Origin of the sequence: Tissierella praeacuta (genome assembly GCF_040396155.1) — a bacterium.
GTDB classification, from domain to species: Bacteria; Bacillota; Clostridia; order Tissierellales; family Tissierellaceae; genus Tissierella; species Tissierella praeacuta_A.
In genome coordinates this window covers 1-22,874 of record NZ_JBEBOY010000010.1, presented here as the reverse complement: position 1 = coordinate 22,874, position 22,874 = coordinate 1, and the positions used below count along the sequence as shown (strand labels likewise).

Sequence of the window (22,874 nt, the reverse complement as noted above, 5' to 3'; positions counted from 1 at the left end):
ATAAGAAGATTTATAACTAGGATTACGACTATAAAAGTTTGGAAAATTATGGTATAATGAAGAAAATAAATATATTTTATTGGTGCTTTCCACCGATAAAGGCAAATCTAGTGAAAACTAGAGACGCAAAGCTAAAGGGCCTTCCTTAGAAATAAGATGGCAGCCAGTTACCGAAAGGAGAGTTTTTTATGTCAAAAAAACTTAGGGCTATTTCCTTGTTGACGATTGTTTTAATAGTATTTACATCATCAATTAATGGACAAGCTACAGGTGGTTATATTGATAAGTCTAAGGTAGACAGTGGAATAATAAATATTAGTTATAATAGCAATAAAAGTGTAGCAGTTAGAGTTAGTAAAGGCAATATAAATTATGATTATATATTAAATGGAAACAATATTATACCTCTACAATCTGGAGATGGAGACTATACTATTTCTATACTTGAAAATGTAGAAGGTAAAAAGTTTAAACAAGTTGCCAAAGAAGCTGTTACATTAAAATTATCAAATCCAAATGAAGTGTATTTGCAATCTATTCAGATGATTAACTGGAATAATGAGATGGATGCCATAAAAAAAGCAAAAGAATTAACTAAAAATGCTAAAAGTGACAAAGAAAAAGTGACAGCTATCTATAAATATATTATGACTAATATAAGATATGATAATAATAAGGCAAGTAGGACAAGTTCAAACTATATACCAAATATAGAAGATACATTAAAAGCACAAAAAGGCATATGTTATGATTATGCATCTTTAACAGCTTCTATGCTTAGGTCAGTAAATGTGCCTACTAAGCTAATCATGGGGTATAAAAGCGATATTAAAGAATATCACGCATGGAATCAAGTATATCTACAAGATACTAATGAGTGGATTATCATAGATACCACTTATGATGCTGGATTAAAAAGAGGAAATCCAAACATTACAATGATAAAAGATGCAAAAGATTATAAAATTGAAAAGCAATATTAAAATAGCAAGGGAGTACCTTGCTATTTCTATTAGTGAAGTACATATATCTGAGAAATCAAATCTATTGGACAATGAGGTTATGATTTAGTAAAATAATGGATAGTATAAAGTATTAGAATTGAGGTGTGAAATGATCTATATAATGATTATCTTTTCAATTATAGGTGGAATAGATAAGATATTAAATAATAGATTTGGATTAGGAGAAAAATTTGATGATGGATTTAAGGCAATTGGAGAGTTGACCTTAACTATAATTGGTATATATAGTCTGTCACCAATTATAGCAAGGAATCTCATATTTATCTTAGAACCATTATCTAAACTAATCAATGTAGACCCATCTGTATTTCTTAGTAGTATATTGGCTGTGGATTTAGGAGGATATACAACTAGTATCCAAATAGCAAAATCAGAGATGATAGGGAAATTTAATGGACTTATATTAGCTTCTATTTTAGGTGCTACTATTTCATTTACTATTCCAGTAGCAGTAGGATTTATATCAAAGGAAGATTTTAAGTTCTTTGCCAAAGGGATTTTAGCAGGTATTACTACTATACCACTAGGAATGATTGTAGGTGGAGTTATGATGGGGATAGGATTTGTAGATATTATTCTTAATCTAATACTGGTTATAATATTTTCAATTTTAATTATTTGGGGATTGCTAAAATTTCCTAGTAATATTATTAAAGTATTCAATATAATAGGTAGGATAATCATAATAATTAGTACAATTGGTTTGATTATAAATATAATTAGTTTTATGTTTGGATATAGCTTACTTACAGGTATATTACCTATAGAAGAAGGTGCTATGATAGTAATAAAAATAGGTATTATACTATCTGGAGCATATCCAATGTTTCATTTATTATCAAAGATACTACATAGATACCTGTCTAAAATAGGTGAAAAGTTCAACCTAGATCAATATTCTATATTGGGTATTTTTAGTTCTTTGGCTAACTGTATTCCTATGTTAGGGATTTATAATAAGATGAATGAAAAGGGTAAGATAATAAATGCAGCATTTGTTGTATCAGGCGCCTTTACTTTTGGCGGACAGTTAGGGTATATATCATCGGTTTCAAAGGATGCAGTTAATCCTTTTATTGCTAGTAAATTAGTAGCAGGGGTTAGTGCCATATTTGTAGCTATATTATTAATAAAAGTGGAAAGTACAAAGAGAGTATAAATTTACTCTCCTTTAAATGTCTTTCTTCTATTCTTCATAAATCTCCACACTATATATGCAATAATGGCTATGATGATTCCATAAGGTAGGAAATATATAAAGGCTATAATTAGTTGTTCAATATTATATGTGAAAAAGTACATGGAATCTTTAAATGCGTTTCCTGCCTTAGTCCAGAAAGGAGTTTTTATATTTTTCCCAGAAGTAAGTTTTGCCACTTCTTCAAGTTGGAAATGAACAGTACTATAATTAACTTTATCATCCATATCCATTAGATTTGCAGTCAGATTTTCTTTTTCATAGATAATATTACTAAGTTGATCTTCAAGGGCTATTATATCTTCCATCTTTTCTGCTTTCTTCATTAAGTCCAGTATTCTTCCTTCTTTAACTTCTAATACCCGTAATCTAGACTTTGTATCTGTATATTGTTTAGTAATATCTGATTTAGAAGTGTTTTCAGAAATAATATTTCCAATATCTTTTAAATCAATGATAAATTCATCTAAGTTTTCTTTTGGAATTCTTATTAAATACTCAGAATACTTTGGGCTAGTAGTATTATAATAATTGTTATGATAGATATCTGAATTTTCAATATAAGCCTTATTCATTTTTATAAGATTAGTCAGTTTATCAGTAGTTTCTATAAATTCTTTTGTTTGCATGGAAATTGATACTGTGGTGATTATTTTCTCAGGCTCAGTTCCACCATATTTTTCAGTAGTTTCTAATGGGCTAGATGAACTATTTTTCATTTCGGCTGATGTGGAAGAAGGTGCTGTGTCCTGAGAAACCATATTATATGATTCGGATTTTTTTCCACATCCTGAAAATATTAATGTAAAAGATAAGATTAAAACCATTATAAAAAGCAATTTTCTATTCCTCATTATACTCATCTCCTTTTAGTAGATTATATAATAATATATTAAACTAAGAGTTACAAATAGCTTACAATATGTGTAAATTAACGTATATTAATTAATTTCCTAAAAAGATTTTTAGGGATTGCTTTAGTTATGAACAGAATAAATATATAGGATAGGCTGCCAGCTAATAAACTGGATATAAATCCTAAAGTGCTGATATTTTGAATATTTCCTATATCATAGGTAGATACATAGATAAATCCAAGCATAAATATAGAAGCAAACAAAGGCTTTCCTATAATATCTATATAGTCAATGCTAAACTTTACTACAGATCTTATTGTAATTAAATTTAAAATCAGAATAGTTATATTAGAACCATAAAAGGAGATAAAGATTCCGTTTACTCCAAATCGAGGATTTCCAGTAAAGATATATATAAGAACTATACGAATTATCATACCTATTATACTGTTGACAGTTGCATTTATTTGCTTATTAAGACCTAGAAGTATACCTGAAAATGTATGTTGTAATGCTAATAAAACAGTACCCCCACCCATAATACGTATAAAATCAGAAACCATAAGGTCATTATATAAAAATACAGCTAATGGTTTAGAAAATCCCACATATAAAGACATCAAAGGAAGAGATATTAGCAATGTAACCTTAATGGAAAGTTGTATATCTCTTTTTATATCTCTATACCTTTTTAAAGCTATTTGTTCAGATAAACTAGGTATTAGATTGATGACTAAAGCAGATGTGACAATAAAAGAGAGTCCAATTAAAGGCATAGTCATTCCCATAATTCTGCCAAATATTGATATAGATTCACTACTTGTATATCCTGCTGCCATAAGTCTATTTGGTATCAAAATTGTATTGATAAATCTTAATATAACACCAAATGACCCAGAAATAGTCAAAGGTATGGACATATATAAAATCTTAAATAAGTAAGATTTATTTCTGATATAGTTATTTTTATATAATCGTTTTTTCATAATTAATGACCACATGAGATCAAAGAACTCTCCAATGCTAACTCCTAAAATAGCTATAGTAGCTCCATATATAGGATCTACAGGAGATATATAATAAAGAATGGATATAACAATAATAAATCTAGTTAAATGTTCAATTATCTGTGCAATGCTTGGAGTTATCATATCTTTCATACCATAGAAATAAGACCTTAATATTGAACTTATAGAAAGAATAATAATGGCAGGTACCATAAAATATACTCCAAGTACCATATCCTTGTTTTTAAGCATCTTAACAGAAATAAATTGAGAAAATAATATTAGTACTATACTAATTATAATGGAAATAAAAAGATTAAAGGTAATTGCTGACCTAAATATACTTTCTACGTTATTGGAATTCTTTTTAGAGTTTTCTATCGCTACTAATTTGGTTACAGATGTAGGGATTCCGGAAGTAGTTATAATTAAGAAAGTCATTAAAGTAGACATAGCAATTTGAAACAATCCCATTGCTTCTGCACCTAAAAGATTTGATAAGAAGACCTCATAGGCAAATCCAATAATTTTCATAAGAAAGTTCATAAAAACCATAATAATTGAGCCATAGATGAATCTATCCTTATTCAAAAAATCACTCCTCGAAAATTATCTAATATTTATTTATATGTTTTATGGAAGATAAAATTCTAGAGGAATTCTAGTATTTGGACTTATTTTATCTTCATTGTAGATAGGATTTTTCAATGGTATAATATGGTCATAGTAGAAAATAATTATATAATAAGGGGGCTAGTATGGAGAAGAATCTGAATAAAAAGGGATATAAAGTATTATGGGCAGCTACATTAACCAATATCATAGCAGGCTTAGTATACATATGGAGTGTAATTAGCAAAGCCTTAGTTGATGATCTTAATTGGAGCAGCAAGGAAGCATCACTTCCTTATACAATGATTACAGTATCCTTCGTAATTGCTATGGTCATATTTGGAAAGATACAGGATGAAAAAGGTCCTAAACTAACAGTTACAATTGGAGGAATATTAATGGGCGTAGGTCTTATTCTTTCAGGAATATTTACAGATCCAAAGACTATGATTATAACTATGGGAGTAGTAGCAGGCGCAGGAATAGGTACTGTAAATGCATCTACTACACCTCCAGCAGTTAAATGGTTTCCTCATGAAAAGAAAGGAATGATAACAGGAATAGTAGTGGCTGGTGTAGGCTTGTCTTCTGTATTCTATTCCCCATTAGCAAATTATCTAATAAATATAGTTGGAATATCTAAGACTTTTATATATATAGGGGTTGGAGCTTTAGTTTTAACATTAATACTAGCACAGTTTTTAGAAAACCCAGCTGAAGGCTTCTTATATCAGAAGAATAATTCTATTGGCAATAAAAAAGAAAAAATATCTAATGATTTAACATGGAAAGAAATGATGAAAACCATAGATTTCTATAAGCTTTGGCTTATGTTAACATTTTCATCTTCAGCTGGTTTGATGATTATAGGTCATATATCAAGTATTGCTAAAAATCAGGTAAACTGGCAGGCAGGATTTATATTAGTAATTTTACTTTCCATATTTAATGCTGTTGGAAGAATATTAGGAGGTACTTTGTCAGATAAAATAGGTAGGGTAAAGCTTATGAAAATAGTATTTATTTTACAGGGAGTAAATATGTTTTTATTCACTTACTACTTAAATATAGTTCTTTTATCCATAGGAGTGGCTATAGCAGGTCTATGCTATGGTGCAGGATTTTCAGTGTTCCCTGCTGCTGTAACAGATTTATATGGAATTAAAAACTTTGGAATGAACTATGGCCTTGTTTATACTGGATGGGGTGTTGGAGGAATTATAGGACCTATGACAGCAGCAGCTATTTTTGACTCTGCCAATAGTTATAATACTGCATATATAGTAGCAGGCATACTCCTTATTATATCAACTATAATTGCGTTTACATTTAAGTCTAGAAATGAAATAATAAATTCTTAAATAAAATATATTATTAAAAGATAAAAAAGCTAGAGTTTGTTCTCTAGCTTTTAATGATTACATATTTTTTATTAATATTCCTTTGCTAAATGATATAGAGTTTTTACAGGAACTCCAGTAGCTCCTTTAGGTAGATATCCCATTTCGGATGAAAGGAATGCTGTTCCAGCTATGTCTAGATGGACCCAAGGAATATTATTTACAAATTCTTCTAGGAAAAGTCCAGCAGTTATTGTACCTGCTCCTCTTCCGCCAGTATTTTTTAAATCACCGACAGTTCCTTTTATTAACTCCTTATATTCTTTATTCGAAGGTAACTGCCACACTGGTTCACCTGCTAATTCTGCTGCATTTTTCACTGAATTCATTAGATTTTCATCATTAGTTATTGCTCCAGTATTTACATTACCTAAAGCTACAACACATGCACCAGTAAGTGTAGCAATATCGATTATTTTATTAGCCTTTTCTACTGTTGCAGCATACCATAAGGCGTCAGCTAAAGTTAATCTACCTTCTGCGTCAGTACTCCATACTTCAATGGTTTTTCCAGCCATAGATCCAATTACATCTCCTGGTTTATATGCTTCACCAGAAATTAGATTTTCACAAGCAGCTACAACTGCAACAACATTTTTATTTAACTTAGATTTAGCAATAGCTTTCATAGTTCCGATTACAGAAGCAGAGCCGGCCATATCATTATACATATCTACCATACTATTTCCAGGTTTTATAGAATATCCGCCTGAATCATAAGTAAGTCCTTTGCCAACAAGAGCAAGTTTTTCTTCTGATGAACTATCTCCATTCCATTTCATCACTATAAATTGAGGTGGAATAGCAGAACCCTTTGTGACAGCTAGAAATGCTTTCATTCCTAATTCTTCTATTTTATCTTTTTCAAGTATTTCAACTTCAACACCTAGAGTTGTTAATTCTTCCTTGGCTCTTTTAGCTAATTCAACAGGAGTCATTGTTATGGCAGGTTCATTAACTAAGTCTCTAGCTAGAAATATACCATCTACAATATTATTAATCTCATTAAGTCCTTTTTCTACTTTTTCTTTTTTATCTTCTAATATATTTAAGAAAAACTCTTTAACTGTAGGTTTTACCTTCTTTTCAGATAAATACTTTTCAAAAGCATATTCTGATTGTAGAAGACCTTCCGCTATGGCCATATTAGTTTTTGTGTAGCAAAGATTTTCAAATTTAGGTACTTCTACTTCTGCTGATTCTACTTTAAATCTCATTAATTCTTTACCTAATTTATAGAAAGCTTTCCTAAGAGATTCAAATGTTAATTTTTCTTGTTCTCCTAGTCCCAGTATTACTATATTATCTCCTTTAGGCGAAATATCTGAATATACTTCACCACAAGAACCTTTAAAGATTTCTTTTTTCTTTAGATAGTCATATAATTCCTGTGATTTATCTAATTTACTTGTATCTTTAAATGCTAAAAGAACTTCTACTTCTCCACCCTTACCAACTAATATCTTCAAATTCAACACCCCATTCTAATTTATTTAGTCTCTCTAATTATACCAAATATTAGGAAAATAAAACAGGCAAAAAAAATAAAGACAGTAAATACTGTCTACTAAATTGACTAATGTATTAATTATTAATTAAAATGGTGGGCGGTATAGGACTCGAACCTACGACTTTCACCACGTCAAGATGACACTCTACCAGCTGAGTTAACCGCCCTTATTATTCCAGTATATATTATCATAAACCACTGTGTTTAGCAATATATTAGAAGGTATTTGATATAATATATTTCTTTATTTTATTATAGGTTTAGGAAATAACAGAATATTGTAAAAACCGTTGAAGTTATATTAAAGATGGATTATGATATAAGAAATAGAGACTATATATGGGGGAGATAATAGTTGATATGTATGTAATACTAAGCATGATATGGACATAAATGCATTTAAAAACCTACTGAAATTAGCGATATAGTTTTGGTAAGTGCGAGATTGGAATGATCTTTAGAGCTTGGATAAACGGAATATTGACCAAGGAGCCAAAACTTCTACAAGTGGGGGTAGTTCACTAGCATATCTAGTAATACGGTAAATATAATAGAGGATATAGAGTGTTAATTTTGCTACTGGTGAGTTAACTTATACTATAGAAGAAGTTGATTCTGGAGTTATGCAGCTGGCAACTAGTGCATTTGATAGCGGCAGATGAAATATTAAAGGGGATGAATGAAACTAAGGAGGTATTAGATCAGATAGTATTGGAAACAAAAAATCAAAGTACAATAGCTGAAAGATTAAATTGCCTAATTAAAGAATTTAAAGTATAATTAATAGTCGGAGGGATTTTATGCGAAAATCAAAGTTTACTAATGTTATAATTTACTTATTGGTATTATCCTTTGTTATAGCAATTATTGTACCTATAATAACTTTAACTATAAATTAAGAATTGTCATGAGAGTTATTCTCCTGACAATTCTTTTCTCAATTATAGGGTATTGTGATATAATATTTTGAAGTAAAAATGAAAGAAAATATTTTATGAAAAATATATCTTTATTTACTAATAATAGTTTTAATTAATTGTACAGTAAAGATTTGCAATTATTCTTTTAGCTATTGTAGTAGGGGGTATAAAGTAGCTAAAAGAAATTATATGGCTGATTTTAATAATAGAATCTATCTTTTAACTATTATCTTAGATACTGAGATAATCAGATATTAAGCTTATATCTATATTAATGACAATAGGAATTAGGATAATAACTATATTTTCACTATCTAGTGTCAATACTAAGATTATGGAGTTAGGTATTAGTAGGATTAATATCATTATATGAGATTTATATATTTAACTAGATTAAGAGAGGAAGTCATAATTTATTCTTTAAATTATAGATTTTAAATCTGAAAGATGGTCTGCAAATTTAAATGTAGATAAAAATAGAATTAAGACTATGACCAACATACGAGCTAATATTTTAATAAAAAACAACGGGAGAAGATGTGAAAAATGAATAAAGAAGCAATATTATCATTGGGGCTTACGACTATAGTGGGATTATCCATGGGACTTGGTAGTTTATTATCATTTATTGTAAAGGAAACTAATAAAAGGTTTTTAGCTATAGCATTGAGCTTTTCCGCAGGGATAATGATATATGTATCCTTTATGGCGATTTTACCAGAAGGAATGGAATTAATAGAAGGATATTTTGGAGAACATGGTAAATTTATAGCCTTGGCAGGTTTTTTTGGAGGTATGTTTATTACTGCAATTATAGAAAAATTAGTTCATAAATATGGAGGACATTATCATGAACATCATGGGCATGATCATGACCACGATAACGATGATTGTGAAAATGGTGAGCATCTATCAAAGCTAGGACTTATGTCGGCTGTTGCAATAGCTATACACAATTTACCAGAAGGATTAGCGATTTTTACTGCAGGATTAAAAGATATATCTGTATCAGTCCCCATAGCTGCAGCAGTAATTCTTCACAATATACCATTAAGTATCGCTATATCAGTGCCAATTTATTATTCTACAGGCAGTAAGAAGAAAGCATTTTTATATTCCTTATTTGTAGGTCTTTGCCAACCCTTAGGTGCAATTATAGGATATCTGATTTTATCAAATTTCTTCAATGACTTAGTTTTCGGAATCCTTTTCTCCATAGTAGCAGGTATTATGATATTTGTATCATTAGATGAACTATTGCCATCATCTCAAAAATACGAAGATCATCATATATCAGTATATGGAGCTATTGTAGGAATGATGGTAATGGCTTTATCCATGAGTATATTCCATCATCATTAAAAAAATCAGGGATTAGTTCCCTGATTTTTTTATATCTCATAGGAAGTTATTACTTATTTTTAGTCTTAAAGAGAACCTTTTAATAATGAATTTCAAAGTATTACATTTGATATATTAATTTTATTTATATGTATAACTGCATCAATTAAAAAAATTGATAATGCTTTAAGTAGGTAAATAAATCTGATAAATTTGAAATTAGTTTAACAATGAAAGGTGGACTTCGAGTGGAGGAAATAAAGGAAATCCTAGAGAGATTTATTAATGCTAGAGCTGATTCGATTAAAGAATTAAACAGATTAAAAAATGAAGGTGCAAAGATAGTTGGTACATATTGTTCATTTACACCAATAGAGTTGATATTAGCAGCTAATGCAAAGGCAATTAGACTGTGTAATACAACAGATGAATATATACTTATAGGGGAAAAAGAATTACCTAGCAATATTTGTAATATAGTTAAATCAAGTTATGGAGAGGCCTTAGGTGGGAATTCACCATATTTTAAGGCTGTTGACTTAATCGTAGGGGAGACAACCTGTGATGGAAAGAAAAAGATGTATGAGTATTTAGGAAATATTAGAGAAACTCATATTTTGCAACTACCTCAAAGAAATGAAGGGGAAGAAGAATACTCATTGTGGAGAAATGAGATTGAAAGATTAAGAGAGAAACTTGAATTGGAGTTTAAAGTTGAGATTTCAGATGAAAAAATTAAAGAGGCTATTAAATTAAGAAATGCGGAGAGAATTGCTTTAAGAGATTTATATGAAACATGGACTGAAGCTCCTATAATCTTAAGTAGTGGACAAGTTTATACAATATTAGCTAATTACAATTATAGATTGGATAATGAAAAGGCATTGGAAGATATAAAGACTATAACAGAAACGATTAAATCAGAAACTAAAGCTGATAATATAGGGATTAGTAAGAAACCTAAAATCCTATTAACTGGCTGTCCATTGGGTCAAAAAATGGATAGAATAATAAATATTATAGAAGGGGCAGGAGGAAATCTTGTCTGTTTAGAGACTTGTGATTGGATGAAGGAAACTAAGGACTTAGTAAGAGAGGATATTAATCCAATAGATGGTATTGCTGAGAAATATTTAAATATCCCTTGTCCAGTGATGACACCAAATAATAGAAGAATGAATCTTATTTCAGAATTAATTGATAAATATAAGATAGATGGAGTTATTGATTTATCCCTTCAGGCATGTCTTACATTTGGAGTTGAGACCATATTAATGAAGAGACTTATAACTGAGAAAAAGAATATTGAATATATGGAGATTGAAAGCAATATTACACCAGCAGAAATTGGACAACTTCGCACTAGAATAGAAGCATTTATTGAGATGCTATAAAGGAGAATGATATCATGGATTTTACTCAAATGTTAAATGAATTTGCTGAAGCAAGACAAAATGGCTTTATTACTACTAAGGAGTTAAAGGATGAAGGTAAGAAAGTAATAGGAGTATATTGCGGATTTGCGCCTTGGGAGATAATAACTGCCTCTGGAGCTATAGCTGCATGGTTATGCGGAATGTCAGCAGAAACTATTCCTTATGCAGAAAAACATCTTCCAGCTAATCTTTGCCCTTTAATTAAATCAAGTTATGGATTTGCAGTTGAAGATAAATGTCCTTACTTTTATTTTTCAGATATGCTAATTGGGGAAACAACTTGTGATGGAAAGAAAAAGATGTATGAATTTTTAGGTGATTTTAAGCCTATGCATATAATGCATTTACCCCAAAATCCAAAGGCTTCAGATTCCTTTAGGTATTATAGATCTGAAATGGTAAAGTTAAAAGAGGCCATAGAAAAGGAATTAAATGTAGAGATAACTGATGAAAAAATACGAGAAAGAATAAAAATAAGAAATAAAGAGAGAAAAGCTTTAAGGGAGTTTTATGAATTAGGTAAATTGACACCTCCTCCAATCTATGGATTTGATCTTAGACGTGTTTTGCAGGCTACATTGTTTATTGCTGATAAGGAAAAGGAAATAGAGAGAATAGAGAAGTTGACAAATGATATAAAAGAAGACTATGAAAAGAATGGAAGTAAAGTACCTACTACAGCAAAGAGAATCCTTGTAACAGGCTCTCCCCTTGGAGATGCTACTGAAAATATAATAAAGATAATTGAAGAAAATGGCGGTGTAGTAGTATGTTTTGAAATGTGTTCATCTATAAAGGATAAAGAGGATAAAGTTGACGAAGAAGGAGATCCAATAGATGCACTTACTGAAAGATATTTAAAATCAGGATGCGCATGTATGAGTCCAAATGATCATCGAATGAATATGATATCGAATTATATTGATGAATATAAAATAGATGGTGTTATAGATATAACACTTCAATCATGTCATACTTATAATATGGAAGGAAATAGGGTAAAAACCACTGTGAATGCAAAGAATAGACCATATCTTCATTTAGAAACTGATTATTCACAAGAAACCATAGGACAATTGACTACTAGAATATCCGCATTTTTGGAAATGCTATAGAATCAATAAAAAGTAGAAATTAGAGAACAGTGTTCAAATGATGACTGTTCTCTAATTATTTATCTAATTAGTTAGGGAGGAATAAATTTGAAAGGATATAAATTGAAACCTAAGAAGGATCAAATGACTTCAATAGAAAGAATGACAGCTTTTGCAAAGGGAGAAGATGTAGATAGAATACCTTGCAGTATTAGTACTGGAGAAACCATGGCATCTTTAATAGGTATAAGTACTAAAGAATATTATTATTCTGCAGAGAAAATGGTTGAATTGAAACTTGCATTATATGAAAGATTTGGGGCTGATGGTCTTAGTGTTTCAACTACATTACAAGGAGTCGGAGAGGCCATGGGTTCTAAATTATATTATCCAGATAACGGGCTTCAGTTATTAGAATCCCCTGCTATAAAGAATGTAGGAGATATAGCAAATCTAGTTCCACCGAATCCTGAGAAAGATGGAAGATTACCTATAGTACTTAAAGCTTTAAAGATACTAAAAGAAAAGATAGGAAATAAGGCAAAGGTTGGATTGGGATTGACGGGACCTTTTAGTACAGCTGCCTCAGTAGTAGGTACAGAGAATTTATTGAAGTGGATGATTAAATATCCTAAAGATATTTATATATTGATGGAAATAATAACAGAATCTAATAACAAACTAATTGAAAAAGCTGTAGAATTAGGAGTAGGGGTAGGGTTTTCCGATCCAGTTTCCTCCACAAGTGTAATAAGTGTTAAGCATTTTAATGAGTTTTCTGCACCTTATATTAAGAAAAATGTAGATAAAGTAAAAGAATTAACAGGACGTAGCTCATCCATACATATTTGTGGTAAGAGTAAGGAAATTTGGGAGCATGTAATGAATACTGGAATTTCAAGTTTTAGCATAGATAATGAAGAAGATCTTGAAGATGCAAAAGAAATAATGGGAAATAGGATAACGATATCAGGTAATGTTCCACCAGTAGATGTAATGAGACTAGGTAAAGTAGAAGATGTCCTTAGGGCAGCAAAACAATGTATTGGAAAAGCTTATGACTCTAAGAAAGGTTTTGTTCTTTCAGCAGGATGTCAAATTCCTATGAATACACCAATTGAAAATATCCAAGCATTAGTTGATGCAGCTAGAATATATGGAAGTTATCCTATTGATGAGGAGTTGTTATTCAGTGAAGAGTAGAGGGAGTCAAATGGGATTATATCGATAGATAAAATCTATAAAGAAAATACTAGGATAGATATATTTAATTGTACTATAGAAATGTGATGTGCTATCATGAAAAATATCGAAACATATCTGAAAATGTCGAAAGATATGTAAAGTACATATTAGATATCACTTTTATATTCAGTTATAAATTATTGGACTGAATATAGATTAATTATTAAATGAAAGGAGCAAGATAATATGCCGTTAATAATCTTAAAGATGAAAGAAGGCGTTTTGAAGGATAGCAATATGAAGCAAGATGCAATAGAGAAAGTTAGCCATGCTTTAGCAGAAGCCATAGGCAATGAAGACTATTATACTAAGACTACTGTAATTATTGAAGAGCATCCAAGTGAAAATTGGGGATGCGGAGGAAAATCGGTTTGCTCCAAATAGTAATTTCCTAAGTATTTTGATAAAGATGTCTATAATTTAAATTGTTTAAAATATAACCTCGACAAAATGTTGAGGGTTATTTTTATAAAAAATAAGAAAATCTTTGTATAAAGGGAATATAGATAAAATGTAATTACTAATTAAATCAGATATGGTTTACTTATATTTTATCTAAAAATCCTATTCAAGGATGAACTATAAAATTAAAAGAAAGGGAGATACGAGTGAAAAGATTACTTAGTTTAGTTATGGCTATTATGCTAGTAGTGACAATGACAGCATGTACCAAGAAAGATGCAGAACCGGCAAATGTAGATCAAGGAAAACCAGAAGTTACAGGAGAAGAAAATGGTGAAGGAAGTAAAGATGGAATTGCTAAAAAAGCATGTTTAATAACAACAACACCATTGGGAAATGATTTTACAGATTTAATATGGAGCGGATTTCAAGAGTTAGAGAAAAAAGGATGGGAAGTTAAGTCAATTGAAGTATCAGAAGCATCAGAATATCCGGAACAAATTAGAGCAATGGCAGCTCAAGGATATACAGCTATGTTTACTATGTTTGATGAATTAAGCAATGTAGCATTGGAACTTTCTGATGAACTAGCAGAAAATTATCCAGATCTTCATATATTTATGTTAGATACTTATATGGAACATGATAAGAAAAATGCAACAAGTGTATCTGTTGACCCATTTGAATCATCATTTGTAGCTGGTTATGTAGCTGCAAATATGACTGAAAAGGATATAGTTGGTTGGATTGGACATAAGGATATACTAAAGGTTCAAAGATTCCGTGATGGATATACAGCAGGTGTTAACTATGCTAACAATGGCAAATCAGTAATCTCTGCATTTACAGGAGATCCATTTGATCCGGTTAAGGGACAAGAAACTGCTAAAACAATGATTCAAAACAATGATGTAGATATTATATATCAAAGTGCATATTTAGGAGGACCTGGAGTAATATCAGCCTGTGCAGAAGCAGGTATCAAAGTTATTGGTGTTGATGATTGGCAAGGAGATATAGACCCAGCCGTGTTCTGGTCAGCAGTTAAGTCAATGGATATTGCGGTTATATCCTTAGCTGAAGATCATGCAGCAGGAAAAGAATTTGGAACATCAGTGGATTTTGACCTAAGCTCAGGCGGCGCTGTTTATGACGAAAGAGATGAAAAAAATATTCCGGAAGACTTACTAGCAAAGGTTAAACAATTAATTGAGGATATTAAAAGCGGAAAAGTAGATGTTTATGAAGGATTTGAACAATATAGACTAAATTATTAATAATATTTTTTAAATATAGGAACGTTTAAACGTTCCTATATTTGCATATCAAGGAGATAGAGATATGGATAAAGATAAATTTGTATTGGAAATGCATAATATTAATAAGAAATTTAAGGACCTGCAGGCCAATGATAATATTACGTTTAAAGTCAGACAAGGTACAGTACATGCATTAATTGGAGAAAATGGTGCCGGCAAAAGTACTTTGATGAATATACTAACTAATATTCAAAGCCCTGATAGTGGAAATATATATGTTCATGGGGAGCTGGTAAATTTTAAGAACCCCTTAGATGCAGTTCGACATGGAATAGGAATGGTATATCAGGAATTTATGGTTTTTCCTGAGATGACAGTTTTGGATAATATAATAATGGGGTTTGAGCAGAAAAAAGGAATTTTTATAGATTATAAGAAGTCCAGAAGAAAAGTGGAAGAGATATGTAAGAAATATAAATTTAATATTTCTATTGATACAAAGGTCGATGAATTACCAGTTGCTACATTACAGCAAGTGGAGATTATAAAGGTTTTATATAGAAATGCAGATATTATAATATTGGACGAGCCAACTTCTGTATTGACTCCTCAAGGAGTAGAGGGTTTATTTAATGCCATAAGATTTTTAGTGGCTCAAGGGAAAACTATAATACTTATAACCCATAAATTGAAAGAAGTGTTGGAAATTGCTGATGATATTACGGTATTAAAAAATGGTCGAGTAACAGGAAATTTATCAGCTAAGAATACAAACGAATTGGAATTAGCCAGACTTATGGTTGGAAGAGAAGTCATATTGCAAGTTGATAAGCCGGAACCTATAATAGGAAATGCTGTACTGAAGGTTGAAAATTTATCAGTTAAGGATTCGTCAGGAGTAACAAGAGTTAAAAATGCCAGTTTTAATGTACATGCGGGAGAGATAGTAGGTATATCGGGAATAGCAGGTTCAGGTCAGGCAGAGTTGGTAGAAGCATTGGTAGGTCTGTCAAACTGTAATAAAGATGGTGAAATACTGTTCTCAGGAGAAAATGTAATAGATGAGACAATAGCTAAAAGGCGAAAAATGGGAATGGGATATATTGCTCAAGACAGGTCATCTGTAGGTACTAATAAAGAAGGGACTATATGGGAAAATGCAATAATGGGTTACCATAGGGCCAAAGGATTTAAGATTAAACATCTACTTGATTATAAAGATATAAATATATTTACAAATAAAATAGTTAAGGACTATTCAGTAAAGATACAAGGAATAGAAGATAAGGTAAAGACTCTGTCAGGAGGTAATGTACAGAAGCTTCTAGTAGGACGTGAATTTTTACAAGAGCAAAGGCTATTGATTATTGAAGACCCGACTAGAGGGATTGATGTTGGCTCAGTTGAATTTATATGGAAGAGAATAATTGAAATGGCAGAAGAAGGAGTAGGGATACTGTTAATCAGCCATGAGCTCAATGAAGTGATGCAGCTTTCTGATAGGATATTAGTAATGTATAATGGCTCCATAATTGAGCATAAAGACAGCAGATCATTAACAGAAGAGCAGATAGGTCTTATGATGTTAGGTGGTGAAATCCATGAAGCTTAAAATGAGTCATGAGGTTAGGGGAACTATATTAAGATATAGTATATCAATTATATTAACTCTTTTATTTGGATGTATTCTAATTGCTGTTCAAGGAGAAAGCCCTTTGGAAGCTGTAGGGTATATTGTTGAAGGTGCCTTCGGAAGTAAGATAAATATTGGAAATACCATTAGATGGGTTATATCCAGCTTAATGGTAGGAGGGGCAGCTATAGTCGCATTTAAATCAGGAGTCTCCAATTTAGGTATTGAAGGGCAGCTATATATGGGAGCATTATCAGCAGCAATAATCGGATATTCCATAGAACTACCCCATGGACTGCATGTAATAGCATGTTTATTAGCTGCATCTGTAGTTGGAATGTTATATGCATTAATACCGGCATTACTTAGGATGTATTTTAAAATTGATGAGCTTATAACAACTTTAATACTTAATTTCATAGCAAAGTATCTAACAGAATATATAACCATGTGGATAATAATGGGAGGACAGCAGTCTGCTAACGGCTCCGCATCTATAACAACTCCCCAGATATTTAAGACTGCTAGGCTTTCTACAATCATCAAAGGTACTACTGCCAATACTGGGATTTTTATAGCATTAGGAATTTTATTATTCATAGCATTTATCTATAAATATACTTTAGAGGGCTATGAATTTACTCAAATAGGACAGAATATGAATTTTGCCAGAATGGGTGGAGTAAATATCAATAAATCCTTTGTACTGGTTTTTCTAATATCAGGTCTAATATCTGGAATGGGCGGGGGTATAGAGGTGACCGGCTCATATTATAGATTCACGCCTAATTTCAGTAATAATTTAGGTTGGGATGGGATTATGATAACTCGTGTAGCAAATAATAACCCAATTGCAGTAATAATAGTTTCTCTTATATGGGGAGCTCTTAAACAAGGGGCATTGCATATGGAACGTATGACTACGTTAAATAGACTTGTAGTCATCATAATTCAAATGTTATTTGTATTATTTGTTTCTATTGATTATGATAATTTATTTAACAAATGGAAAGAGAAGATAAAGTCAAAGAAAATTAATTGTAAAGGAGGCTCTTCAATATGTTGACTATAATGGAAATCTTATTTGGAACTGTAACATGGTCAGCTACCTTTAGATTGAGCACTCCAATTATATTGACAAGCATAGGCGGTTCCTTCAGTAGACAAACAGGAACATTTTGTATTGCCTTTGAATGTTTTATGCTTTCAGCAGCATTCTTTGCTGCATGGGGAAGCTATTTATCGGGAAGTCCCTATATAGGTGCTTTATTAGCTATTCTTGCAGGAGTAATCCTTGCTGCAGTTTTTGGTATATTTGTACTTCATTTTAATGCAAATCCAATGATTGTAAGTATAGCACTTAACTTCGGGTCATGGGCAATGACTACCTTGTTATTAACTAAGATATTTAAAGTAAGGGGTTTCTTTCATAGTCCTCAAATTGTAAATTTTCAACCTATAGATATACCTGTTTTAAAGTCAATTCCATATATCAATAAGGTCTTAAACAATCAAATTATACTTGTATATATAGCTTATATCTCTATATTAATAGGCGTTATAATCATGTATAAGACTCCCTTTGGTCTAAGACTTAGAGGTATTGGAATTAACGAGGTAGGAGCTCAGACCTCAGGAGTAAATATATTAAAATACAGGTGGATAGCATTGATTATTATGGGAATGATGTCAGGCTTAGGCGGTGCCTATATGCCTTTGTCAGGACTAAGTATGTTTTCTGAAAACATGACAGCAGGTCGTGGATTTTTAGCCTTTGCGGCTATACTTGTGGGGAAGGGAAACCCTTTAAAAGCTGCATTGATAGGTATGTTATTTGCTTATACAAATGCAATAACCCTTACCTTAACATCATTTGGAGTACCTACTCAGTTATTGCAGATGATGCCTTTTGTAGTGGTTATTTTAGTATTGATTATTAGCAATATAAAGAATTTTAGCAGGAAACCTATAATAGATAATTAAGAATGGAGATAATTAATAACGGATTTAAATAATAATATTAATTTAAGGAAGTGAGAATTTAATGAATATAGAAACTAAATTCATCGTAGAAACAGCTTTATTGACCCATGGATTAAAATCCATTGATAATGAAACCCTTGTTGAGTTATGGCCTTGGGAGCATAAATGTATAGCTTGGGTTGATATGGGAGAAGTAATAATAGGAAATATAAACGAATTTATTAGTTTTAGAAATAGAGCTAAGGAATTGATACGAATTGATAAGGATATCTTTATAGAGTCCTGTGATAATGGTATAAGCGGTGCTCTAACTGCATCTGGAACCATGATGGCAGCAAGGGAAAGAGGAATCCATATTGCAGTAACTGCCGGAATGGGTGGCATTGGAGATATTATAGGAGAAGAGCTATGTGCAGATTTACCTGCCATAGCAACTATGGATGTAACATTGATAGCTACTTCACCAAAGGATGTTATAGATATAGAGGCAACTATTAAATGGTTATTGGACCATGATGTCAGTATATGGGGCAAAGATACAGATACTATAGATGGTTTTATGGTAACTGATAAATCAATTAAACTTACAGGCAAATACAGTGGACAACCATTAAAAGGAAAAACATTGTTATTAAATCCTATACCAAATGAAATTAGATTAAAAGATTTAACTATAATAGAAAAAGCTAAAAATGCAGGTAAGGAAGCGGAAGAAAGAGGACAATATTACCATCCCGCAGCAAATGCCATGATAGATACACTGTCATTTGGAAAATCTTCTGAACTACAATTAAAGTCATTAATTGAAAACAGCATTTGGGCAAATGAATTAATAAAATAAGATATAGAGATTTACTAGATATTCATTATATTAATGCTGTAGATACTATATATCTTCATCAATTTAGACAGATTTAAATCAAATATGAAAGAACCTTTATTGATGATTTTATTATAAATTATATCTATAAATTATAATGCTTATATTTAAAAAAATAATTAGATTAGTTTTTTAAATTAATATACACTGTTAAAGGATGTTATAAAGTTAACATGAAATAATCCTATTAATCCAAAGCATTTTATATTGAATACGGAGGGGATAATTGTAGCAAATAAAAAAGCAATCCATATATCCACTTATAAACAGATTATTCATAGGAAACAATGGGTTAACTAATTATTAGGATAATAGCATTTGAAAATGCTGTAGACAGAAGGAGGTGGTTGTTTCTATATGGAAAAGAAAATTAAATTGCAAGTTAATGATGTTATTCATTATTATGAATCCAAAGATGGAAAAATGGTTCATGCATTAAATAATATAAATTTAGCTGTGGAAGATGGGGAATTTCTTGCTATTGTTGGATCAAGCGGATGTGGTAAAAGTACTTTATTGAATATTATGTCAGGTATGATAAAACCAACAAATGGACAGGTAATAATTGATGGAGAAGACCTTGATTTTAATAAGCATAGAATTGGATATATATCTCAATCTGATACTCTGCTTCCTTGGAGGAAAATAATTGATAATGTAGCTATTGGCTTAGAGGTTGAAGGTATTTCTAAGAAAGAAAGGTATGAAATTGCAAGGGAGCTTATGGAGACCAGTGGTTTATCAGGATTTGAGTATAAATACCCCTATGAATTATCAGGAGGTATGAGAAAAAGGGCTATTATAATTCGAGCACTTGCTACAAATCCTAGCATAATTTTCATGGATGAGCCTTTTGGTCCATTAGATGTATTCACAAAGGAATTGCTTCAGGAGGAAATACTTAAGATTTGGGAGAAAAGGAAGAATACTATAATTTATATAACTCATGATATAGCTGAAGCTATTAACTTGGCTGATAGAATAATATTGATGAGCTATAGACCATCAAATATAAAGTCTGAATATAAAGTTGATATTCCTAGACCAAGAAATATTCAGGAAAATAGGCATAAATCTCTCTTTATAGAATTGGAGAAAGCTATTTGGAAGGATATAAAGAATGAAGTGATTATATCGAGAGAGGAGGAAATGGCTATAATATGAGCAAGAAATCCATGATAGATAAAAGTTATTGTATAGGATTTATAGCTATTTTTATAGTAGCTTGGCAAATTGCAGCTAATAGAGAGATGATAAATACATTTCATTTCAGTTCACCATTGGAAATTTTTAAGGATTTAATCATACTATTTAAAACTGGTGAAATTTGGCCTAATATTAGTATAACCCTTGGTGTATCTATTTTAGGATTATTATATGGGACTGTTGCAGGGGTGGTTGTGGCTTTTCTATTCGGTAATTTTCAAATACTTTCAAAGATATTTGATCCCATTTTAGTAGGGCTATATGGATTGCCTAAATTAGCCTTAGGGCCTCTTTTTATAATATGGTTTGGCATAGGTATAGAAGCGAAGATATTTATGTCAGCAATTATGGTGTTTTTTCTAGTATTCTTTAATGCATATGCAGGCTTTAGAAGTACAGATATTAATCTGCTCAACACATTGAGATTAATGGGGGCATCAAAGTTTCAGATAATAATGAAAGTAACTTTGCCTTCATGTATTCCTTGGATTGCTGCAAGTCTAAGGGCAGGAGCAGGTTCAGCTGTTATGGGTACTATTGTAGGAGAATATTTAGGTTCAAATCGTGGGCTTGGATGGATGGTTCAATCAGCAGGCGGTGTTTATAATATTACAAGGGTACTTTCGTGCATATCTATCTTATTTTTCTTAATGTCAATTATAGATTCTTTATTAAAACATGTGGAAAAAAAAGTGCTTCGTTGGAGACAAGAAAGTAATTAAATATAGATGATGGAGGGTTAATATGGAGTTAACTTCAGCTGAAAGAATGAAAGGTCTAGCTATGAAGACAAAGATAGACAGGGTACCAATGAATCCATTTGCTAGTACGTATACTGCATTGATATCTAATTATACCTCAAGGGAATATTATTTAGAGCCTGAAATAGCTTTAAAATCTCATATAAATTCAATAATGCTTCATAAATATGATGCCGGACCAGGCTATGGAGTCCCAAATTGGCAGACTTGGGATTTTGGAGGAGAGTTAGAATTTTCAACCAGAAATAGAGCAGCCTTACCTAAAATAGTAAAGTATCCAATTGAAGTTACTAAAGATATTCTGAAATTAAATATACCGGATATAAATAAGGCACCAATGGCATCAAGAATGATAAGGTTTGCAGAACTGTCAATAGAAAGAGGGTTTGGATATAGCGTTCCGGCGGGTTCGGCACTTACAGGAGTAGAGGCACTTATAGGGCCACAGGAACTATTAAAATCCATGATAAGGGATCCAAAGAGAATTCATTATCTTATGAGAATAAGTACTGACTATATTCTTGAAATTGCCAAATATATGATTGATAGATTTGGTGTTGAAAAGGCTTCAGCTTTTACTGCATATCCGTTAGAGTCTCATGCTTTAATATCATCTAAAAATTTCGAGGAGTTCTCACTACCTTATACTAAAGAGATTATAGAGACTTTGCAAAATTGGGGAGTAAGAAAGATGGTCATTCATTTATGTGGAGATCATATTAATAATCTTGGCTATTGGATAAAGGATATAAAGGTTCCTAAAAGGGCAGTATTTGCAATCGGCACTGAGATGGATATAGTGAAGACAGCAGAATACTTGGGTGATGACTATATTATAGGAGGTAATGTAAAAAATACTACATTAAATAATGAGCATCCGGATAAGGTTTATGAGGAAAGTAAATATATAATTGAGAAGATGAAAGATTTTCCAGGTGGGTTTATCTTAATGCCTGATTGCGGACTTTCTCCTACGACTCCAGCTTGTAATGTTGATGCAATGCTCAGAGCAGTAAAGGATTTTGGAAGATATGATTAAGTAGAATAGTATTAAATTTAGATATTATAGAAACTAATATAGGTTAGAATAACAAGGAGGAACTAA

20 protein-coding genes, 1 tRNA gene and 1 riboswitch are annotated in these 22,874 nt (G+C 31.2%); of the genes, 17 read left to right on the top strand and 4 right to left on the bottom strand.

The window, feature by feature from the left end; all coding sequences use genetic code 11:
* Nucleotides 1-90: 90 nt before the first annotated feature.
* Nucleotides 91-175: riboswitch (cyclic di-GMP riboswitch) on the top strand.
* 13 nt (nucleotides 176-188) lie between these two features.
* Both ABWP20_RS06945 and eutH read left to right on the top strand, forming a co-directional pair.
* Nucleotides 189-983 (top strand): transglutaminase-like domain-containing protein, encoded by a 795-nt coding sequence (locus tag ABWP20_RS06945; RefSeq protein WP_353095062.1) that lies wholly within the window; start codon nucleotides 189-191, stop codon nucleotides 981-983.
* A gap of 130 nt (nucleotides 984-1,113) precedes the next feature.
* Complete coding sequence (gene eutH, locus ABWP20_RS06940) at nucleotides 1,114-2,184, top strand: ethanolamine utilization protein EutH (RefSeq protein ID WP_353095061.1); 1,071 nt, start codon at nucleotides 1,114-1,116, stop codon at nucleotides 2,182-2,184.
* 2 nt (nucleotides 2,185-2,186) lie between these two features.
* Here eutH and ABWP20_RS06935 read toward each other — a convergent pair whose 3' ends face one another.
* Together ABWP20_RS06935 and ABWP20_RS06930 are read right to left on the bottom strand one after the other, a co-directional pair.
* Nucleotides 2,187-3,077, bottom strand: coding sequence for a DUF4349 domain-containing protein (locus ABWP20_RS06935; protein WP_353095060.1), 891 nt, complete (start codon nucleotides 3,075-3,077; stop codon nucleotides 2,187-2,189).
* 77 nt (nucleotides 3,078-3,154) lie between these two features.
* A complete protein-coding gene (locus ABWP20_RS06930; RefSeq protein WP_353095059.1) occupies nucleotides 3,155-4,678 on the bottom strand; it encodes a putative polysaccharide biosynthesis protein in 1,524 nt (507 codons plus the stop codon).
* A gap of 167 nt (nucleotides 4,679-4,845) precedes the next feature.
* Between ABWP20_RS06930 and ABWP20_RS06925 the strand changes: the two genes are divergently transcribed.
* Nucleotides 4,846-6,060 carry an L-lactate MFS transporter gene (locus ABWP20_RS06925; RefSeq protein ID WP_353095058.1) on the top strand — a complete coding sequence of 405 codons (1,215 nt, stop codon included), beginning with the start codon at nucleotides 4,846-4,848 and terminating at the stop codon, nucleotides 6,058-6,060.
* Nucleotides 6,061-6,131: 71 nt separating this feature from the next.
* Here the strand turns inward: ABWP20_RS06925 and ABWP20_RS06920 are convergent, their stop codons facing one another.
* Both ABWP20_RS06920 and ABWP20_RS06915 read right to left on the bottom strand, forming a co-directional pair.
* Nucleotides 6,132-7,577 carry a leucyl aminopeptidase gene (locus tag ABWP20_RS06920; protein WP_353095057.1) on the bottom strand — a complete coding sequence of 482 codons (1,446 nt, stop codon included), beginning with the start codon at nucleotides 7,575-7,577 and terminating at the stop codon, nucleotides 6,132-6,134.
* Between the two features lie 123 nt (nucleotides 7,578-7,700).
* Nucleotides 7,701-7,776 (bottom strand) — tRNA-Val (locus tag ABWP20_RS06915).
* Between the two features lie 472 nt (nucleotides 7,777-8,248).
* Here ABWP20_RS06915 and ABWP20_RS06910 point away from each other — a divergent pair.
* The 14 genes from ABWP20_RS06910 to ABWP20_RS06845 all read left to right on the top strand — a co-directional run bounded on the left by ABWP20_RS06910 (nucleotide 8,249) and on the right by ABWP20_RS06845 (nucleotide 22,808).
* Nucleotides 8,249-8,389: a hypothetical protein gene (locus ABWP20_RS06910; RefSeq protein WP_353095056.1), complete on the top strand. Its 141-nt coding sequence runs from the start codon at nucleotides 8,249-8,251 to the stop codon at nucleotides 8,387-8,389.
* Between the two features lie 686 nt (nucleotides 8,390-9,075).
* On the top strand, nucleotides 9,076-9,891 hold the full coding sequence (gene zupT, locus ABWP20_RS06905; protein ID WP_353095055.1) for a zinc transporter ZupT: 816 nt from the start codon (nucleotides 9,076-9,078) through the stop codon (nucleotides 9,889-9,891).
* 227 nt (nucleotides 9,892-10,118) lie between these two features.
* Nucleotides 10,119-11,264, top strand: coding sequence for a double-cubane-cluster-containing anaerobic reductase (locus tag ABWP20_RS06900; protein ID WP_353095054.1), 1,146 nt, complete (start codon nucleotides 10,119-10,121; stop codon nucleotides 11,262-11,264).
* A gap of 14 nt (nucleotides 11,265-11,278) precedes the next feature.
* Nucleotides 11,279-12,421: a double-cubane-cluster-containing anaerobic reductase gene (locus tag ABWP20_RS06895; RefSeq protein ID WP_353095053.1), complete on the top strand. Its 1,143-nt coding sequence runs from the start codon at nucleotides 11,279-11,281 to the stop codon at nucleotides 12,419-12,421.
* Between the two features lie 87 nt (nucleotides 12,422-12,508).
* Nucleotides 12,509-13,603 (top strand): uroporphyrinogen decarboxylase family protein, encoded by a 1,095-nt coding sequence (locus ABWP20_RS06890; RefSeq protein WP_353095052.1) that lies wholly within the window; start codon nucleotides 12,509-12,511, stop codon nucleotides 13,601-13,603.
* Between the two features lie 228 nt (nucleotides 13,604-13,831).
* Nucleotides 13,832-14,029, top strand: a complete 198-nt coding sequence (locus ABWP20_RS06885; protein WP_353095051.1) for a tautomerase family protein — start codon at nucleotides 13,832-13,834, stop codon at nucleotides 14,027-14,029.
* A 224-nt stretch (nucleotides 14,030-14,253) separates the two neighbouring features.
* Nucleotides 14,254-15,324, top strand: a complete 1,071-nt coding sequence (locus tag ABWP20_RS06880; protein WP_353095050.1) for a BMP family ABC transporter substrate-binding protein — start codon at nucleotides 14,254-14,256, stop codon at nucleotides 15,322-15,324.
* Between the two features lie 64 nt (nucleotides 15,325-15,388).
* Nucleotides 15,389-16,918 carry an ABC transporter ATP-binding protein gene (locus tag ABWP20_RS06875; protein WP_353095048.1) on the top strand — a complete coding sequence of 510 codons (1,530 nt, stop codon included), beginning with the start codon at nucleotides 15,389-15,391 and terminating at the stop codon, nucleotides 16,916-16,918.
* Complete coding sequence (locus tag ABWP20_RS06870; protein WP_353095046.1) at nucleotides 16,908-18,005, top strand: ABC transporter permease; 1,098 nt, start codon at nucleotides 16,908-16,910, stop codon at nucleotides 18,003-18,005. The genes ABWP20_RS06875 and ABWP20_RS06870 overlap by 11 nt, the downstream gene beginning before the upstream one ends.
* A complete protein-coding gene (locus ABWP20_RS06865; protein WP_353095044.1) occupies nucleotides 17,999-18,922 on the top strand; it encodes an ABC transporter permease in 924 nt (307 codons plus the stop codon). The genes ABWP20_RS06870 and ABWP20_RS06865 overlap by 7 nt, the downstream gene beginning before the upstream one ends.
* Nucleotides 18,923-18,983: 61 nt before the next feature.
* Entirely contained in the window at nucleotides 18,984-19,763 is a 780-nt protein-coding gene (locus ABWP20_RS06860) for a pseudouridine-5'-phosphate glycosidase (RefSeq protein ID WP_353095042.1), read from the top strand.
* A 396-nt stretch (nucleotides 19,764-20,159) separates the two neighbouring features.
* The gene (locus ABWP20_RS06855) at nucleotides 20,160-20,966 is read left to right on the top strand and encodes an ABC transporter ATP-binding protein (RefSeq protein ID WP_353095040.1); all 807 of its coding nucleotides are present in this window, start codon (nucleotides 20,160-20,162) and stop codon (nucleotides 20,964-20,966) included.
* Nucleotides 20,963-21,730 carry an ABC transporter permease gene (locus tag ABWP20_RS06850; RefSeq protein WP_353095038.1) on the top strand — a complete coding sequence of 256 codons (768 nt, stop codon included), beginning with the start codon at nucleotides 20,963-20,965 and terminating at the stop codon, nucleotides 21,728-21,730. The genes ABWP20_RS06855 and ABWP20_RS06850 overlap by 4 nt, the downstream gene beginning before the upstream one ends.
* Nucleotides 21,731-21,752: 22 nt before the next feature.
* On the top strand, nucleotides 21,753-22,808 hold the full coding sequence (locus tag ABWP20_RS06845) for a uroporphyrinogen decarboxylase family protein (protein ID WP_353095036.1): 1,056 nt from the start codon (nucleotides 21,753-21,755) through the stop codon (nucleotides 22,806-22,808).
* The last annotated feature ends 66 nt before the right edge of the window (nucleotides 22,809-22,874 follow it).

Coding starts and splice junctions, on each gene's coding strand:
- ABWP20_RS06895 (WP_353095053.1), top strand. CDS start 11,279: ATGGATTTTACTCAAATGTTAAATGAATTTGCTGAAGCAAGACAAAAT.
- ABWP20_RS06870 (WP_353095046.1), top strand. CDS start 16,908: ATGAAGCTTAAAATGAGTCATGAGGTTAGGGGAACTATATTAAGATAT.
- ABWP20_RS06935 (WP_353095060.1), bottom strand. CDS start 3,077: ATGAGGAATAGAAAATTGCTTTTTATAATGGTTTTAATCTTATCTTTT.
- ABWP20_RS06845 (WP_353095036.1), top strand. CDS start 21,753: ATGGAGTTAACTTCAGCTGAAAGAATGAAAGGTCTAGCTATGAAGACA.
- ABWP20_RS06860 (WP_353095042.1), top strand. CDS start 18,984: ATGAATATAGAAACTAAATTCATCGTAGAAACAGCTTTATTGACCCAT.
- ABWP20_RS06945 (WP_353095062.1), top strand. CDS start 189: ATGTCAAAAAAACTTAGGGCTATTTCCTTGTTGACGATTGTTTTAATA.
- ABWP20_RS06855 (WP_353095040.1), top strand. CDS start 20,160: ATGGAAAAGAAAATTAAATTGCAAGTTAATGATGTTATTCATTATTAT.
- ABWP20_RS06850 (WP_353095038.1), top strand. CDS start 20,963: ATGAGCAAGAAATCCATGATAGATAAAAGTTATTGTATAGGATTTATA.
- ABWP20_RS06865 (WP_353095044.1), top strand. CDS start 17,999: ATGTTGACTATAATGGAAATCTTATTTGGAACTGTAACATGGTCAGCT.
- zupT (WP_353095055.1), top strand. CDS start 9,076: ATGAATAAAGAAGCAATATTATCATTGGGGCTTACGACTATAGTGGGA.
- eutH (WP_353095061.1), top strand. CDS start 1,114: ATGATCTATATAATGATTATCTTTTCAATTATAGGTGGAATAGATAAG.
- ABWP20_RS06885 (WP_353095051.1), top strand. CDS start 13,832: ATGCCGTTAATAATCTTAAAGATGAAAGAAGGCGTTTTGAAGGATAGC.
- ABWP20_RS06875 (WP_353095048.1), top strand. CDS start 15,389: ATGGATAAAGATAAATTTGTATTGGAAATGCATAATATTAATAAGAAA.
- ABWP20_RS06925 (WP_353095058.1), top strand. CDS start 4,846: ATGGAGAAGAATCTGAATAAAAAGGGATATAAAGTATTATGGGCAGCT.